18 protein-coding genes are annotated in these 15952 nt (G+C 40.0%); 11 read left to right on the top strand and 7 right to left on the bottom strand.

Translation table 11 applies throughout. The features are described 5' to 3' along the window. Positions 1-365: 365 nt before the first annotated feature. From LCL91_RS10950 to LCL91_RS10910, 9 genes are all read left to right on the top strand, one after another. Positions 366-1853, top strand: coding sequence for an FAD-dependent oxidoreductase (locus LCL91_RS10950; RefSeq protein WP_224882341.1), 1488 nt, complete (start codon positions 366-368; stop codon positions 1851-1853). Positions 1854-1915: 62 nt separating this feature from the next. Beyond that, positions 1916-2095, top strand: a complete 180-nt coding sequence (locus tag LCL91_RS10945) for a hypothetical protein (protein ID WP_224882340.1) — start codon at positions 1916-1918, stop codon at positions 2093-2095. A gap of 66 nt (positions 2096-2161) precedes the next feature. Then, positions 2162-2809, top strand: a complete 648-nt coding sequence (gene trhA, locus LCL91_RS10940; RefSeq protein WP_224882362.1) for a PAQR family membrane homeostasis protein TrhA — start codon at positions 2162-2164, stop codon at positions 2807-2809. Between the two features lie 114 nt (positions 2810-2923). After that, the gene (locus tag LCL91_RS10935; RefSeq protein WP_224882339.1) at positions 2924-3787 is read left to right on the top strand and encodes an ATP-binding cassette domain-containing protein; all 864 of its coding nucleotides are present in this window, start codon (positions 2924-2926) and stop codon (positions 3785-3787) included. Then, the gene (locus LCL91_RS10930) at positions 3784-6039 is read left to right on the top strand and encodes an ABC transporter permease (RefSeq protein WP_224882337.1); all 2256 of its coding nucleotides are present in this window, start codon (positions 3784-3786) and stop codon (positions 6037-6039) included. The genes LCL91_RS10935 and LCL91_RS10930 overlap by 4 nt, the downstream gene beginning before the upstream one ends. Beyond that, positions 6036-6596, top strand: coding sequence for an RNA polymerase sigma factor (locus LCL91_RS10925; RefSeq protein WP_159784678.1), 561 nt, complete (start codon positions 6036-6038; stop codon positions 6594-6596). The genes LCL91_RS10930 and LCL91_RS10925 overlap by 4 nt, the downstream gene beginning before the upstream one ends. After that, positions 6583-7383: a hypothetical protein gene (locus tag LCL91_RS10920; protein ID WP_224882336.1), complete on the top strand. Its 801-nt coding sequence runs from the start codon at positions 6583-6585 to the stop codon at positions 7381-7383. The genes LCL91_RS10925 and LCL91_RS10920 overlap by 14 nt, the downstream gene beginning before the upstream one ends. A 10-nt stretch (positions 7384-7393) precedes the next feature. Next, complete coding sequence (locus LCL91_RS10915; protein WP_224882333.1) at positions 7394-8275, top strand: ATP-binding cassette domain-containing protein; 882 nt, start codon at positions 7394-7396, stop codon at positions 8273-8275. A 97-nt stretch (positions 8276-8372) separates the two neighbouring features. Continuing rightward, on the top strand, positions 8373-9128 hold the full coding sequence (locus LCL91_RS10910) for a potassium channel family protein (RefSeq protein ID WP_224882331.1): 756 nt from the start codon (positions 8373-8375) through the stop codon (positions 9126-9128). A gap of 96 nt (positions 9129-9224) precedes the next feature. On the opposite strand, the gene LCL91_RS10905 is transcribed toward LCL91_RS10910, so the two are convergent. The 4 genes from LCL91_RS10905 to LCL91_RS10890 form a co-directional block, all read right to left on the bottom strand. Further along, a complete protein-coding gene (locus LCL91_RS10905; protein ID WP_224882329.1) occupies positions 9225-9935 on the bottom strand; it encodes a cupin domain-containing protein in 711 nt (236 codons plus the stop codon). A 152-nt stretch (positions 9936-10087) separates the two neighbouring features. Beyond that, positions 10088-11095 carry a S8 family peptidase gene (locus LCL91_RS10900; protein WP_224882327.1) on the bottom strand — a complete coding sequence of 336 codons (1008 nt, stop codon included), beginning with the start codon at positions 11093-11095 and terminating at the stop codon, positions 10088-10090. A 110-nt stretch (positions 11096-11205) separates the two neighbouring features. Then, on the bottom strand, positions 11206-12567 hold the full coding sequence (locus LCL91_RS10895; RefSeq protein WP_425589678.1) for a PhoH family protein: 1362 nt from the start codon (positions 12565-12567) through the stop codon (positions 11206-11208). A 139-nt stretch (positions 12568-12706) separates the two neighbouring features. Further along, positions 12707-13477 (bottom strand): GNAT family N-acetyltransferase, encoded by a 771-nt coding sequence (locus LCL91_RS10890; protein ID WP_224882323.1) that lies wholly within the window; start codon positions 13475-13477, stop codon positions 12707-12709. A 139-nt stretch (positions 13478-13616) separates the two neighbouring features. Here LCL91_RS10890 and LCL91_RS10885 point away from each other — a divergent pair, with 139 nt between their 5' ends. After that, positions 13617-13775, top strand: coding sequence for a Fur-regulated basic protein FbpA (locus LCL91_RS10885; protein WP_098444902.1), 159 nt, complete (start codon positions 13617-13619; stop codon positions 13773-13775). A gap of 125 nt (positions 13776-13900) precedes the next feature. Beyond that, positions 13901-14173, top strand: coding sequence for an HU family DNA-binding protein (locus tag LCL91_RS10880; protein ID WP_098444903.1), 273 nt, complete (start codon positions 13901-13903; stop codon positions 14171-14173). A gap of 151 nt (positions 14174-14324) precedes the next feature. Here LCL91_RS10880 and LCL91_RS10875 read toward each other — a convergent pair whose 3' ends face one another. The 3 genes from LCL91_RS10875 to LCL91_RS10865 form a co-directional block, all read right to left on the bottom strand. Further along, the gene (locus tag LCL91_RS10875; protein ID WP_224882321.1) at positions 14325-14969 is read right to left on the bottom strand and encodes an MOSC domain-containing protein; all 645 of its coding nucleotides are present in this window, start codon (positions 14967-14969) and stop codon (positions 14325-14327) included. Between the two features lie 89 nt (positions 14970-15058). Further along, on the bottom strand, positions 15059-15178 hold the full coding sequence (locus LCL91_RS10870; protein ID WP_370314259.1) for an FbpB family small basic protein: 120 nt from the start codon (positions 15176-15178) through the stop codon (positions 15059-15061). A gap of 116 nt (positions 15179-15294) precedes the next feature. Then, positions 15295-15906, bottom strand: a complete 612-nt coding sequence (locus LCL91_RS10865; protein WP_224882319.1) for a TetR/AcrR family transcriptional regulator — start codon at positions 15904-15906, stop codon at positions 15295-15297. Positions 15907-15952: the final 46 nt, after the last annotated feature.

Below are 15952 nucleotides of genomic sequence, written 5' to 3'. Positions count from 1 at the left end.
ATTGGAACATTAAAATCACCGCCTAAATAGAATCTACCTATAGGATAACAAAACAAAATGGATAATTGAGGGAAATGAGATAAAAAAAACAGGCTGTCGAGACTTTCTCGACAGCCTGAGAGTCAGAATAAATTCTGACTCAAACTTATGGGTCACAAAGAGTGAGTATTTACAAAGGGGGGGACCTGACTCACTCTTTACCTTATCTTATGCCGATTCAATCAAGTTGGCTGGACAAGTACCACGGTACAAACATGGAATTTTCCTAAACTTACATAGCAAAAGACACACTCATACATGATTTGAACTTCGCTCACCTATATAATAGAAAGAAATGTGATTCGAAGCATCATGGAGGGAATAAGATGGAGATCATTGTAATTGGTGGCGGTATTGGCGGTTTGACGACTGCTGCCCTGCTCACAAAAGACGGCTATCATGTAACAGTTCTAGAAGCTTCGAATGAATGGGGAGGATCTGCTGGAAAATTCAGCAGAGAAAAATTTCTTTTTCCCGTTGGTGCAACGATGGGAATGGGGTTTGAGGAAGGCGGACTACACCACCGAATTTTAAGAGAGTTGGGACGATCCTTTCCAGCCATCGCAATGGATGAAATTATGCGAATATACCAGGGAAGTCGTGTCATGCCTTATTATTCTGATCGAAATCGTCATTTATCAGAATGTGCCACCCAATTCCCCGATCATGCAACCAAAATCGTTTCCTTCTATAAAGAGGTATGGAAAATCGGAGCAGAAATTCGAAAGTTAATTGAACCTCTTCCAGTTGTTCCACCGGTAACTTTATCCGAATGGAAAGAGCTACTTCTATCTCTAAAACCCGGTACACCTCTCCTTTTGCCATATTTAAGGAAAACAATGGGAGATCTCCTTCTGAAACATAACCTTACAGAAGCAACTGATTTCAAGCATTTTATAGATGGCCAATTAATCGATAGTATGCAAACAACTAGTGAAAATTGTTCCGCACTGATGGGCTCCCTCGCTCTCGATATTTATCATGAAGGTGCTTACTATACGGAAGGCGGATTATATCGTATTGCTGAAATACTTCAGCAGTATATTGAGGAGAGCGGTGGAAAAACCTACCGCAGAAAACAAGTCCAAACGATTCGCCGCGAAAATAACCGCTGGGTAGCCATTGATCAAAAAGGAGAGCAGTGGAAAGCAGATCACCTTGTTAGTAACCTACCTGTCCAGGCATTTGTGCCACTTCTACCGGAACCACTCCAAAAACAACTGCCTACAAAATTAAGAAGTAGAAGTCAACTTGCACAGTGGGGAGCGTTTACGATGTATCTTGCTTTAGATGAAAAGGTGATCCCTGACTACACCGCGCTGTTTAGCCAAGTCCTCTCCTCGGATGGAGACACGACAGAAGGGAATCACCTCTTCTTATCCCTGTCGAAGTCCAACGATCTTAATCGTGCACCCGCTGGCTTTCGCACGTTAACCGTTAGTACACATACAGAACTCCATCACTGGGATACAAAAGAGAAATACGATCAATATAAAAAGGAACTGACTGAAAAAATGCTAACAGGCATCGAACGCGTCATTCCAAATGTAAGAAGTGGAATTGAAATACAGATGACTGGAGCACCTCGAGCATGGGAACGGTTTACGAAAAGACCAAAAGGCATGGTTGGCGGCTTTCCTCAAACAAACGAATATAGTCTTTTCAACAGCCTTTCCCATCGAACTGGACTAAATGGACTTTGGCTATGTGGGGACAGTGTATTTCCAGGTGCTGGTACGATTGGGGTATCGACGAGCGGTTACCATGTCTACCGATCTATTTTGAAAGATAACAAGAAAACAAAGTTTCTTTAGAATAAATTCGGTTTTCTTTGGCAGAATGATACTATCATTTCATGTTGAAGGAGCGAATGACGATGAACGAAAAGAATAAACTAGTCACTTCTGATAGTGAAAAGCTTCTCTCTTCTATGCGAGAAGAAATTGCGGAAGAATTCGTTGTGATGGAAGCTGTCACTGAGCAAGTAGAGGAAAAAGATTTTTATACGTATCATCTTTTAAAAGAAGCTGAAAAACTACGAGATCAAAAGAAATAGGATTTCCTCAACAATGACGTATGATGAATCCTGTAGTATACTTCTAGTAATTGATTTAAAGGAATGATGCTTATGACAACTCATACGTTTACGGTTGGTGAAGAACGCGCAAATTATATCACTCATGGAATTGGAGCTATTATCAGTCTTGCTGCTCTCGTCATACTAATTGTCTTTGCATCTCTTTACGGAACGGCATGGCATATTGTTAGCTTTACGCTTTTTGGCACAACGATGCTCCTGCTTTATACAGCTTCTACCCTTGTGCACAGCTTTCCCGCCGGAAAAGCAAAAGACTTTTTTGAAATACTTGATCACTCTTCCATTTATTTTTTTATCGCAGGAACGTACACTCCCTTTTTATTTATAGTCATTGAAGGCTGGCTTGGCTGGACACTGTTTGGAATCGTGTGGGGCCTTGCCATTATTGGAACAGTTTTCAAAGCTTATTTTGTCAAAAAGTTTCTCTTTATCTCAACAATTCTTTACGTGTTAATGGGCTGGCTCATCGTTCTTGCCTGGAATCCACTTACCCAGAACCTCCACCCAAATGGAATGATGCTACTAGTGATTGGCGGAATCCTCTATACAATAGGTGCTGTCTTCTATGTATGGAGAGCTTTTAAATACCATCATGCTGTTTGGCATTTATTTGTTGTAGGTGGAACGCTCGCTCACTTTTTCTGTGTTCTGTTATACGTTTTACCGTTGTAAAGCTATTCCTCTGCACGAATCGTGCAGAGGTTTTTTTATTTTAAATCAAGGCGAAAACTTTTTATGAACACCATTCGTCATAGCAGTAGAATAATGTTAAAAGGATGAACGTTTGTGATCGAAGTATCTCATCTTACAAAACAATTTAAGAAAAAGAAAGTTCTCCATGATCTTAATTTAACTGTTGAGGGGGGAATGGTTGGACTAATCGGGCCTAACGGTGCTGGAAAAACGACGTTTATGCGAATGCTGGCTGCTGTATCGAAACCTTCTTCTGGAGATATTCTCATTAATGGGTACTCCATTCAAAAAGAAGCTTCAAGCGTTCGCAAAGAAATTGGCTATCTTCCTCAGCACTTTCAGCTTTATCCGCAGCTTACTGCATCAGAGTTTCTCGATTATATCGGTCAGCTTAAGCAAGAGCGGGAATATGATCATGGAATGGAAAAGAACCGCTTGCTTGATGCTCTTAACTTAAGAAGTCAACAAAATCAGAAAATCAAGACGTTCTCGAATGGGATGAAACAGCGCCTTGGAATCGCACAGGCCCTATACGGAGAACCTTCGCTTATGATCTTTGATGAACCTTCTGCAGGATTAGATCCTGAAGAACGCTTACGCTTTCGAAACATCATGGCAGATGTATCAAGTAGAAGAACGGTCATTTTATCCACACACATCGTAGAAGATATTGAATCAAGTTGTGACACGTTAATCGTTTTGAATAAAGGCGAGATTTTATTTATCGGAACGCCTTTTGATCTACAATGCAAAGGAAACGGACTTGTTTGGGAATTTGATCTTGAAGATGCTGACTGGAATCAACTTGCTGGACTGCAAATGACGCTAACAAAAAGAAAGGGCAACGGATTACATTGTCGTGTCATTTCACCTGTAGCTCCGTTTGACTTCGCAGAAGCCGTCAATCCCACACTTGAAGAGGGATACATGGCTTTGATTGGGCGTGATGGTACATGAGAAAATGGCTCGTTCAATTTAAACTTGAATTATCGTTTTTGTTTAAAAGCTGGATTTTTACGCCTCTTCCGTTTCTTTACTTAATATGGTTACTTTTTAGCATGAATACCAATCAGGATGGCATTCATGGGAATCTCTATCGAACGACCTATGAAACCACCCACTCGCTTATTTTCATTCTTGTTACCGGCTTATGTATTCTTATCGGAGTTTATCTCATACGTCGTGATGTTGGAAATGAATCTTTTGAATGGCATCAATCCTTCCCTGTGTCTAATTTCATGTTCATATCGGCTAAATTTGGTTCAGCTCTTCTCTATATGTCGATCTTTACGATTCTCATGACGACTACTTACTTTATATTTGCTACAAATGAGAACATTGCTATATCAGAAACGCTAACGATTGTACGGTTCTTTTTCGTTCAATATGAAGTAACTTTCTTTATTAGCTTATCTCTTGGCATGCTTTTATCTGTGTTAATAAAAAATCGATTTGTCTATTTAATTGCGTTCTGTGCCTGGATGTTTGGAACGCTATTTATGGAAATTTTCATTATTAACCAAGGCGAACTTTTCTATCTAAAAGCGTTTCACCTCACCTACTTATTTGTTGATTCAGTACTAATTAACGGGACGTGGGGCATTCATTTGATGAAAGATGAAATAGCATTGCAGCGTCTTTTTGTTACGACAGTAGCCGGATTTATTCTTGTCCTTATTATCTTTATTCTAAATATTCGTAGACCTCACCAATATGACAAACTTTGGAGAGGTATGCTGATTCTAAGTGCTGGAATCGTTATTGTTTCTTACCTTCCATACGCTTCTTTATGGAGTGAACGAATGAGGGAATTTAGCGAGATAAAAGAACAATCACCTTTTATTACAAGTGGCCAAGACGGTGAAAATCGCTACATGACATTTCCGCCACTTCCTCACCCAGATGGACTTTTGGATGGCGAAGGTGAGCTCTATCAACCAGAACGCTTTAACATTGAAAAGTACGACATTTCGATCGATCAACCAAAAGATAATTCTCTTTCAATTGAAGCCAGCCTCACGCTTCCGGAAGATGAATTTTCAACGAACGAGGTGATCAAATTCACACTGAATCAAACATTTACTGTAAAAGATGTGACCATCGATCATCAGACGGTACCGTTTACAAGAGAGAATGATTTTATCACGATTTCATTACCTGATCATACTCACTCTCCAGTTATTCAGTTGAACTATGAGGGAACTTATGAACTCTGGGCATCTAATTACGGGCAAGAATATTATCCAGGATACGTTGGTGGAGATCAGATGATCATGCCTTCTCAATCAGCATGGTACCCGTTGCCTGGCCATCAATATCTTTACGATATGAATGGACAGTCTCAGACGAATGTAGAACTAGACAATCGAGCGCTCTTTAACGTTATGGTGAACATGTCTTCACCGATATATGGAACAATTGAAGAACATCAGTTAGCGAACGGCTCTTATCAACTTAAAGGAAAAACTTCCAAGCTTGACCTATATTCAGGGGATCTTGTAGAAGTACCGTCAGATTATTTTCCATTTTCAATTGTTACAAATAGCTATAATCAGACACGCGCTCAAACGTTCATGTCCGAATTGGACAAACGACTTCTTTATACCGATCGCTACCTTACGAAAGAGATTGAACCAATGAGTCACCTCTTTCTATTGCCTGTCGAAAATATCCGCTGGGCAAATTATATGAGACAACAGGGCTTTATTGACCAAAATTATCTTCTAAGTGAGTCGTCTTTCTATCAACTAGATGAGGCATACTTACTGAAGCTGTTTCTACAAATTAACCTTTTACATGACAGTACAGAAATATATGGATACGAAGAAGGTGAGTTAGTGACAAGCGCCATTCTAAGTGCTTACACTTACCTCTATGAAATAGAAAATGGAAATGAAGAAAAAGCCTCAGCTACTAGAAGATTAGTCATTACACTTAAAGACGACATTCCAATTGAGAACTATAGTGAAGAAGAGATTAAAGCAAATCGAATTTTCACTATGATTAAAACGGCAGTAGAATCTGGAAAAGAAAAGCAAGTAAAAGAGGTGCTCAACCGGATTTATAGCGAAGAATGGATTGATCCGGGATTCCCTTCCGATTTCTCTTTATTCCGTGAACCATCGACACTTCTCTCCTTTGAAGATTGGCAGCGAATATGGGATGAAGTGATGCAAGAAAGTCAGAAACGAAAGGAGAAGGTTTCATGACAGATGAAGAATTAGTACTGGCAATGGCTCGTGGAAATCAAGCTGCATTTGAAGCTTTCGTTCATCGCTACCACGCACCGCTTCTTGGCTACCTTGAGCGAATGTTGCGCGATCGAAAAAAGGCAGAAGATGTCGTCCAGGAAACTTTTCTAAAATTAATCAAACAGCTGAAATCAAATAAAATTCCTGAAAAAATAAAGCCGTGGCTCTATCAAGTAGCCACAAACCAATGCAGAGACTACTGGAAAAGCGCAGGGTTTAAATCGGAAAAACAAATCCTCGACTTTATACCTGATCAGCCTGATAAAGAGCCATCAGTCGTTGAGTTATTTGAGCGCCAGGAATCACGAGTAGAATTTCTTAAAAAGCTTGATACCTTATCAGAAACACAAAGAGAAATTGTTTATTTACGTTTTTATCAAGAGTTAAAATATCAAGAGATTGCAGAAACATTAGAACTGCCGCTTGGCACGGTAAAGTCAAACTTATTTCATGCATTAAAGAAACTAAAAGCATCTTTAGCTCGAAAGGAGGAAGTTAACCATGCAAAACATTGATCTTGAGTTAGAAAAGCTAGAAGAAGATTTAGAGCAGCCTCTCAAGTCCTATCTGGCTACGTCACCCCGTTCAGAGGATACGCAGAAACTTCTTTTGTCCTTACAGGATTCTTTTGACGAACTAAAACCGTCTCAGGTCGAATTTCAATTCGATCAAGATGCGGAACCTGCAAAACCTTCACTTGCAAAACAATGTATCAATCAATTCAGCTCTTATCACTGGGCTTACTGGTTAATAAGCTTTCTCATTTTCGCCATGCTAACGGTTATCTCTTCTGGCAGTATGGAATCAGATAGTTTATTCCCGATTGTTGTACCGATTTATTTACTATTTGGCGTTCTTTATAGTTACAAAACGTGGAATAAGGAAATGCGCATGGTCGAATCGATTACCCCATTCCCACCAGCTCTCTTACTATTAAGCAAATTACTTGTGATTCTCGTAGTAAACATCGGCCTTTCGCTGTTATCAACGCTTTATATTGTCCAAGATAATACGATGATTAATCCCGGTACTTTTCTGTTGCATTGGTTTGCACCGCTTCTCTTCTTAACGGGCTTGCTTGCTTTCGTCATGTTTCATAAAGGGGTCATCGCAGGATTTATCGCAGCGCTATTCGGATGGGTTTTGACATTCATTGTTTTACCTTATACGGTGTTTGCCATTTCGGGTGAAGCGTTTCAACAGAACTTCTTATTTGTTGTCTCTTACCTCGTTATTCTAGGTCTAGGTGTAGGTATGCTTTTCTTATCATATCGGAAAAGTTTACGCCTTTCCTACTTATGAGGTGGAGGGAATGATCCAAGTAAAGAACGTCAAACATGACCGAAAACACTTTTCTCTTTCTATTCCAGAATTAGCATTGGGTAGAGGCATCACCATCCTAGTTGGCAAGAACGGGGCTGGTAAATCAACGTTACTTCAACTAATCGCAACCGCGTTAAAGCCTCACAGAGGCACCATTCAATACGGTGGGAAAACCATTGATGACGCCCTCCCCTTCATTCGTAAAAACATCGGATTTCTTCCAACCGGTATTGAACTATATGAAGAAATGAAAGTAAAACGATTTCTTCACTACATGAGTGAATTGAAAGGTGTTGTAAATGAAGATGCTGTTGAACAATCACTTCTTGGCCTGCACCTTCAAGACGTGAAACGTGCCAAAATCAAAACCCTCTCACAGGGGATGAAACAAAGAGTTGGAATTGCCCAGGCTATTCTGGACTGTCCGCCTATCTTGCTACTTGATGAACCATTAAACTACCTGGATAGTCGTGAAAGAAAGAATGTTGTCTCGCTTTTAACAAGGTATGCACAATCCAGACTTGTTCTTATTGCCACACATGAGTTAAATGAATGGGAAGATATGGCGGACGATATCATCTGGCTTCAAGAAGGAAAAGTTCTTTTTAAAGGACCAATCAACCTCTGGAAAACACACCTACCTTTACGTGTGTATAAAGGTCAAATTCCTCTCTCTAAAATCAAAGCTCTTGACCAAGAACGAATCATTCATATGAAGCGAGGACAGGATCATTATTTGATTAAATATATCGATGAAACAAAACCATTTGAGCATTTTGAAGAAGCCGAAGTTACGATCGAAGATGCTTATTTTATTCGAAAGAAATCTAGAGATCAAGAAACCATGTCTCAACAGCCTTTAATATTCTAGAAAAGTAGCCCTTATTTATCAGGGGCTACTTTTTTTTAGCAGGTGCTTCCCTCTCTATAGCGAACTAATGGTTAACCGAGTAAAGAAGGTGATTTCCTTGCAAAAACAATCTTTAGGTATGATCTATGAATTTATTCTCGCCCTTCTTCTGATCTATTCACTCGTCGTTGATTTGCCAGATCCTGAAGGGGCAGCACTCGATTTCTTTATTTGGATGCTGTTTTTGATTGATTATGCGACACGGCTTTTCTTAAGCGAAAATAAGTGGACTTTCATTAAAAAGCACCCGCTTGATTTAATTGCCATTATCCCTCTCGATCAGTTGTTTCGGACGGCTAGATTTGTTCGATTCATACGCGTTATTCGTTTAGTGGCTCTTATCAATCACCGTACTTCTATGTTTGAACTATTTTTCACAAAATACAAGATTGATCGCGCCTTCGTCTATGTAATCTCACTTCTATTTATTTCTGCTCTTTCTATGAAATGGATCGAACCGGAGTTTGAAACCTATGGGGATGCACTCTGGTGGGCAGTTGTCACAACGACGACTGTCGGCTATGGCGACTTATATCCTGAAACAACGGTCGGAAAAATTGTGGCAGGCGTTTTAATGATCGTTGGCATCGGGACGATTGGGGTGATCACAGGGACGGTTGCAGCGATGTTTTCCAATAATAACCGAAATAACCTCCCGTCTGAATTAGAAGAAATAAGAAGAAAGATTAACAGCTACCCAAACATTAACCAGCTCGACTACAAGCATATGATTGAAAAACTTGAAGAAATCCAAAAAAGAGAAGCGAGAAAGGATCCTGATGAACAAAGGGAGACGAAACATCAAACATCTTAATGCGCTTAACCAAAAAAAATTCCCCTAAAAGGCGTTTGAAAGAACAAAGGCCTTTTAGGGGAATGAACCAAAATTCCGTTCCAATCCACTTATCCGTTACGATAATTTCTTACTTTCTTGAAGAAGTTTCGATTCTCCAGTCCGTTCCCATTCTTCCACGACTTCGTACGCTTTCTCAGGTGAATAGCCCTTTCCAACTAGTACTCCCATTAAGATGAATTCTTGCAATATGTGCGTCGCATTTATACTTCTTTTCACATCTTCTAGACCTTCATTTACGAGGTATTCCGTATACTCCACCCACTCATCTGGCGTTTTACCAAACACTTTTTGAGCTCGATTATCCTCGCCTACTTCAGCAGCTATCGCATCTGCTTTCGTTTCATGAACCGTACCAAAAGGATGATTTGGTGGAGCATAGATGGAGTAAAGCTTTATTGGGACATCACCAGTATTTGTTAGATTATGCCAAGTTCCTGCAGGAATGAAAATCGCATAATCGTCATAAACCTCTCTCTGATAATTCAAAGCATCTTTTCTTTTCCCCATTTGAACTTTTCCCTGACCTTGCTCAATCCGCAAAAACTGATCTAAATTAGGATGATTCTCAAGACCGATGTCTTCCCCAACATCAATACTCATTAACGTTAACTGTAAGTAGTCTCCCGTCCACAAAGCCGTTCGAAACGTATCGTTTAGTTTTGTCGCTTCATCAATGTTCGCAACAAAAGGTTTTGGCCCATAATCTTTAAACTCTCGACTCCCCACGCTGCTAGAGAAACGATAAGAATCCTTGTCATTGTGCATTGTATTCTCAATCCCTTCACAAATCATAAAATATCCTATGCATTTGTTCTGGGTGTGTACGTTAATTTTAAAATACTGGCCCATTTTTTTACTTTATCACGAGCAAAAAATCGCACCGTTAAAATTCAGTGCGATTTTCAATATTAAGTCTCTTATGATTTAACCACTTTTTCCGCTTTTACTTCAGTTTGGCTCCATGTAGTCGTATAAATATTAAAAAGGGATTCGAGTTGATTCACTAAATTCAGGGCGAGGAGCCCGTTCCCTTCCGCTTGCTTCGAACATCCTATGGGCACCGTTCTCTTTATTAGCTGTGAATAAATCTCGGCTTCACTGAGCGTTCGTTTAAATTCTTTCTCCGCTACGTTCATTAGAAGAGCAAGTGCACCAGATACGTGTGGAGCTGCCATGGATGTGCCCGAAAGGACGGCATACTCTCCGCCTGGATAAGTCGAGAGAATATCAACTCCGGGTGCAATTAAATCAATTTCGTTATTCGTATTCGAAAACGGTGCAAGCATACGTTGGAAAGAGGCTGCACCTACTTCAATGACTTCATTATACGCCCCTGGATAAGCATACTCAGATGTGTCTTCTCTGCCATCTCCTTCATTCCCCGCTGCGCACACGACCGATATATTTTGATTAACCGCATCTTTAATTGCTTCATATAATTCAGGAACATTTGATGGTCCACCAAGAGACATTGAGATAACATTGACTCGCTCACCATCTGGTCCCTTCCAATCGATTGCATAGCGAATTCCATTAATAATCGATTGATAAGAGCCGCTTCCCGCTTTATTTAGTACTTTTACGATTAACAATTTTGAATCTGGCGCCACACCTTGAATACCTTTTTCTCCTTTTGTCGCCGCGATCGTTCCAGCTACATGCGTACCGTGTCCATTATTATCATCGTAGCGATCCGGATCTCCATCGAAATCTTGCGTGAAATTTTTACCACCGATAATACGAGATTGAAGATCAGGATGATCCATTTGACAACCAGTGTCGATAACCGCAATGATCCGTCCCTTTCCTTTTTCTGCTTCATCCCATATCGCTGGAGCTTGGACCATTTCTACCCCGTCAGGCAGAATTCCAGCTTCCTGAACGACCGCACTTACTTCGAATGGTATTAATCTAACTTCGCTCATGTACAGCGCCCCTCTCTTTTAACAGAATTATCTGATAAAACGGCGTGATTTGTCTAGTTCCATATGGTCTATTTTCCCATTTTATTTTATAGAAAAATCATCCTTTCGTCCTAGAGTAGTCGTGCCGCTATTTCTGCAAGCTTGCTTCGCTCTGTACTCGTTAAATGAATAATGCCAACTTCATCCTCTTGCTTTAATCGCTCAACCGCATAAGTTAAGCCATTATTTACAGAGTCAAGGTAAGGATGATCAATTTGTTCAGGGTCCCCAATTAGAACGATTTTTGTCCCTTCTCCAACCCGTGTTAGAATCGTTTTCACTTCATGCGGTGATAAGTTTTGTACTTCATCGATAATTACAAATTGATTTGGAATGCTTCTCCCTCTTATGTATGTTAATGCTTCAATCTTTAGAGTCCTCAGTCCTGATAAAATATGATTTAATTCCTCTTCGTTTTTGGCATCGAATAAAAATTCCAAATTGTCATAGATTGGCTGAATCCATGGCCTAAGCTTTTCTTCTTTTTCACCGGGTAAAAAGCCAATATCATTGCCAACTGGTACGACAGGCTTTGAGACCAGGAGCTTTTGGTAATGTTGTTCATCCTCTGTCTGGCTAAGTCCAGCAGCAAGGGCAAGCAAGGTTTTCCCCGTACCAGCTTTTCCAGTCGCACAGACGAGGGAAACGTTTTTGTCCATCAATAGCTCCATAAGCATGCGCTGCTGGACATTCTTGGGTAGAACTCCCCAAATATGTTCACTTTCTCGGTTCAATCCCTGAATGACGCGTTTCTGATTGGAAATCAATACTCTCCCAATTCCAGAATGGCTGCTGCCAAACAGATCTTTTAAAAGGATAAAATCTTGACTATAAACTTCTGCGGTCGAATACTCTCGCAAAATCTCTATCGAGAGTTCCCCGTTCTTGTAAAGAGAGTCAATCACTTCAGGAGGCACAAGGATTTCATGGTATCCTCGATGAAGTCTCTCTACATGATCAATGAGTCGATCATTCTCATATAGTTCTGGAAAAAAGGCAGGTAAATCAAGTGATTTCTTTAGCGCATCTGCTTTTGCAATCATTAACGTATCATTTGAAACGAGGACGACATCACCTATTGCATCTGTACTTAAATTAATCGCTACTGCAATAATGCGATTATCATTCGAATCTTCACTAAATTCATTTCGTAATTTGTCAAAAGAGCGATGATTTAACTCAATACGAAATGTGCCTCCGGAATCGAGCGGAATCGGTTCATCGAGATTTCCTTTGTTTTTGTCTCGCAGTTTCTTATATATCCTGCTAAATTCTCGTGCATTTCGACCTACCTCATTCATTAATCGCTTCTTAGAGTCGATTTCTTCAATAACGATCGCTGGGACGACAACGTGGTTGTCTCCAAACTGAAAGAGTGAATGAGCATCATGCAAAAGAATATTGGTGTCTAGAACAAAGGTTTTCAACAACAGAACAGCTCCTTTTCAACAAGAGTTTAAGAAGGCGAAGGTATGTCCCTTCGCCTTAAGCTATTCCCGATTTTTTCTTTTGGATCCTTCCCTTTTACACAAAAACAATCTGATTTACAGTTTCTTCATAATTTGTGGTTTTCTATTCTCGCACATACTGTTTATAAGTCGCATATTCACGAAAATCAGATTTACGGAGAATGGGTTCCGACGTCCCAATCCTTGCCTGCGTCACCGCTAGCTCACATCCTCTTTTTCTCGCTTCCATTAGTCGATCTACTAACAAACTACGATAGATGCCTTTCCCTCTAGATTCAGGTAGAACACCCGCTCCGTTTAAATAGAGTACCTTTCCATTCTTACTATAGCGATAATTCGAATAACCTATGGCCTTATTGTTATCGAGGGCAATCGTGAATCCGCCTCTTCGATCAGAGAATTGAAGGTAAGACGCTCGTTCAGTAACGGCAGCCTTAATCGCTTCTTCGTCATATCCCCAAATCTTCGCTGCTACCTCAACATGCGCTTGCACGTCTTCTTCCGTTTTCACTTCTCTATACGTAAAGCCCGATATAGCCGCTTCTTCTTCTGTTAGCTTCTTCGCTAAACCTTTATATGTATCGTAATGCTGAAATCCAAATGTAAGGAGATGCTTTTCAAGTTCACTAGAATCCGAGCTTGATCGTACCCACCACGATAATGGACTTCCCCCAAAATAAGCGATAACATCTTTTACTTCTTGGACGCTTCGATGATATCGAACAACTTTATTCGCATAGACGCTAGTTGATTTATTATTTTTAATCATCACGAGGTCATCATTTTGAATATAGTGAATAGATTCAGGTACAAGAGCTTCTTCGTAATCCCATTGAATCGCTTCAATTGCACGTATGATTTGTTCTTCATCCATTGACGATCATCTCATTTCTCCATTATTTATCTCGATTGTTCTCCCCGCATCTTTATCACTAATCCGTCACATCTGATTGTGATTAAAACGCGTAGCACCCGGACATACTGGGAATAAAAATGTTAAGGAGGGTGTGCTGATGGAAACCAATCAGCTTAGAAAAGCACTAGAGCAGCGCAGAAACTACTACATCTCAAAGCTTATTGAGGCAGGAGCCTATTCCACCGCTGATCACCATCTCTATCACTGTACACTAACGGACCTTGAAAAAGAGTACAAACAACTATCCAACTATTAAAACGTTAACCCGAGATTCGATGAGAATCTCTTTTTTATTTGATTGTAGGCGTATAAAACAGCTATAGACTGGTAAAAATAGAGCCATAGCAATAAAACTAGCAATATAAGAAAGGATGAAACATGATGAATAAAGCGGAACTTTTATCGACTGTTGCGGAACGTGCAGCAATGTCAAAGAAAGATACTGCCAGAGTGGTAGACACCTTAATGGATACGATTGCCGAAGCACTTGCTAAAGGTGAAAAGGTGCAGCTTGTTGGATTTGGTAACTTTGAAGTGAGAGAACGCTCTGCTCGTAAAGGTCGCAATCCACAAACTGGCGAAGAAATTCAAATTCAAGCATCTAAGACACCTGCGTTTAAACCTGGAAAAGCATTAAAAGAAAAAGTTGTTTAACATTCAGAAGAGCTGGACCCATTTGGTTCCGGCTTTTTAATTGAGGAGAAATCGATGGAATTTATGCAGATAATTAAATACACGGTTACCTTCGTTACGATCATCATGCTGATCGTTTTTTACTACCGGATGGCTAAAAAGTAAAAGCGCGCTAATCGAGCGCGCTTAGCTGTTTGCTTAATTTATGATACCAGCTCTCATTAAGTTCTTTGGCAAGTAGCGCCTTCCCAAGTCCTACGCGGTCGGTTCGATCCTTATACGTAACCCTGTTAATCAATGAAACTGTCACATTATGGTCAGGTCGATGGTCAAGTATAATGTCATCCTGAACAGTGACATACCCCTCTTCCAATACTCGTAGATAATACCCGCTATATCCATTTTCCATCACAAATAAGTGCATATTCTCAACTTCAAACTTTTTTGCGAGCTTATAGCAAGGCTGTCTTGGTAAACTAACCTGAGCTTTTATACCACCGATTTGATAAATATCTCCAATCCGCGCTTCTTTCTCATCTAGCCCGGACACTGTGAAGTTCTCACCAAATGCCCCCGCCTGTAATTCACATCCAAGTTTCTTTTCCCAGTACGCATAATGTTCAACGGGATAAACACAAATCGCTTTCTCTGAACCACCATGATGGACGAGATCTGCCTGGCCATCGCCTTCTACTTGAACATTTGAAACGTATACAGATTCACGAACAGGCTGTTTGTAAATACCAGTAGAAATTGGTTTTCCTTTGTAAGTCGTTTCAACGGGTTTACCAACATTTACGCTTATTAATTTCCCCATTTAATCCCTCCTTCCTTAAGTTTAGCATAAGAAAAGCCCTTCCCTTTACAACGCAAAAAAACAGCCGCATAACGACTGTTTACTTTGATTTATACGTGACGATTATCAATTCGTTTTTCTATCTCAGCAAGTTCTTTTTCATTTTTAAGAAGTTCTGCTTTATTTTGATCAACGAGCTGTTTAAAAGTTAATTTTTTCAGCTTTTTCAACAAAATTCACCAACTTTCCCTCTGCATGATCTTATTATACAACAGGAAGACGTTAGATAAGTTAACAAACTATTAAAATTTTGTGAAAATTAACACACATTTCAGTTTATGAATGATTATTCAGATTCATTCCTATCGGACGAAGGGCCACCACTTAAACCATAAAAGAATAATTGCAGGACGTCGTCCAAAAAGTCTTTTCGCTCTGACCAGGTTTTCGCTGGAATTCGCTGTACCTCTGTTTTGAGGGCATTCAGATAAAACATGATCGATTCCATTGAAAGTAAAGCATTAATCTCTCCATGCTCACGCGCCCTTTCAAGGAGTTGAACGAACAGTGGAAGGGTTTGCGTTCGGTAGAAATGGTCTACATACTCTTTCAGCTCTTCATCTGCCGTTAACATCTCTTGAAGTAAAGATGGGTCCAGACTCTGCACAGCTTTATGTTTTTCAAAAACAATTAACTCAACCAATTCAGGAAACGTACGCTCTTCCTCAACACTCTCTTTAAATATTTGAAACTGTTGATGCATGTATTCCTTCATCACCGCTCGCACAAGCTCTTCTTTACTAGTGAAGTGATTGTAAATCGTTACTTGAGAAACTCCTGCAAACCGCGCAATGTCACTGATTTTCACCTTCTTAATGCCCTCTTTATTAAATAACGTAAAGGCAGCATTCATAATATCTTTACGCTTTTGTTGCTTTCGCAATTCAAATCCATTCATTTTCATCACCACTCTTAGTATAGCATTTATTGAACTATTTATTAAA

This window comes from Guptibacillus hwajinpoensis, from assembly GCF_020171785.1.
GTDB classification, from domain to species: Bacteria; Bacillota; Bacilli; order Bacillales; family Guptibacillaceae; genus Guptibacillus; species Guptibacillus sedimenti.
Note: the sequence above shows the minus strand (reverse complement) of the source record. Positions and strands in the feature narration are given on the sequence as shown.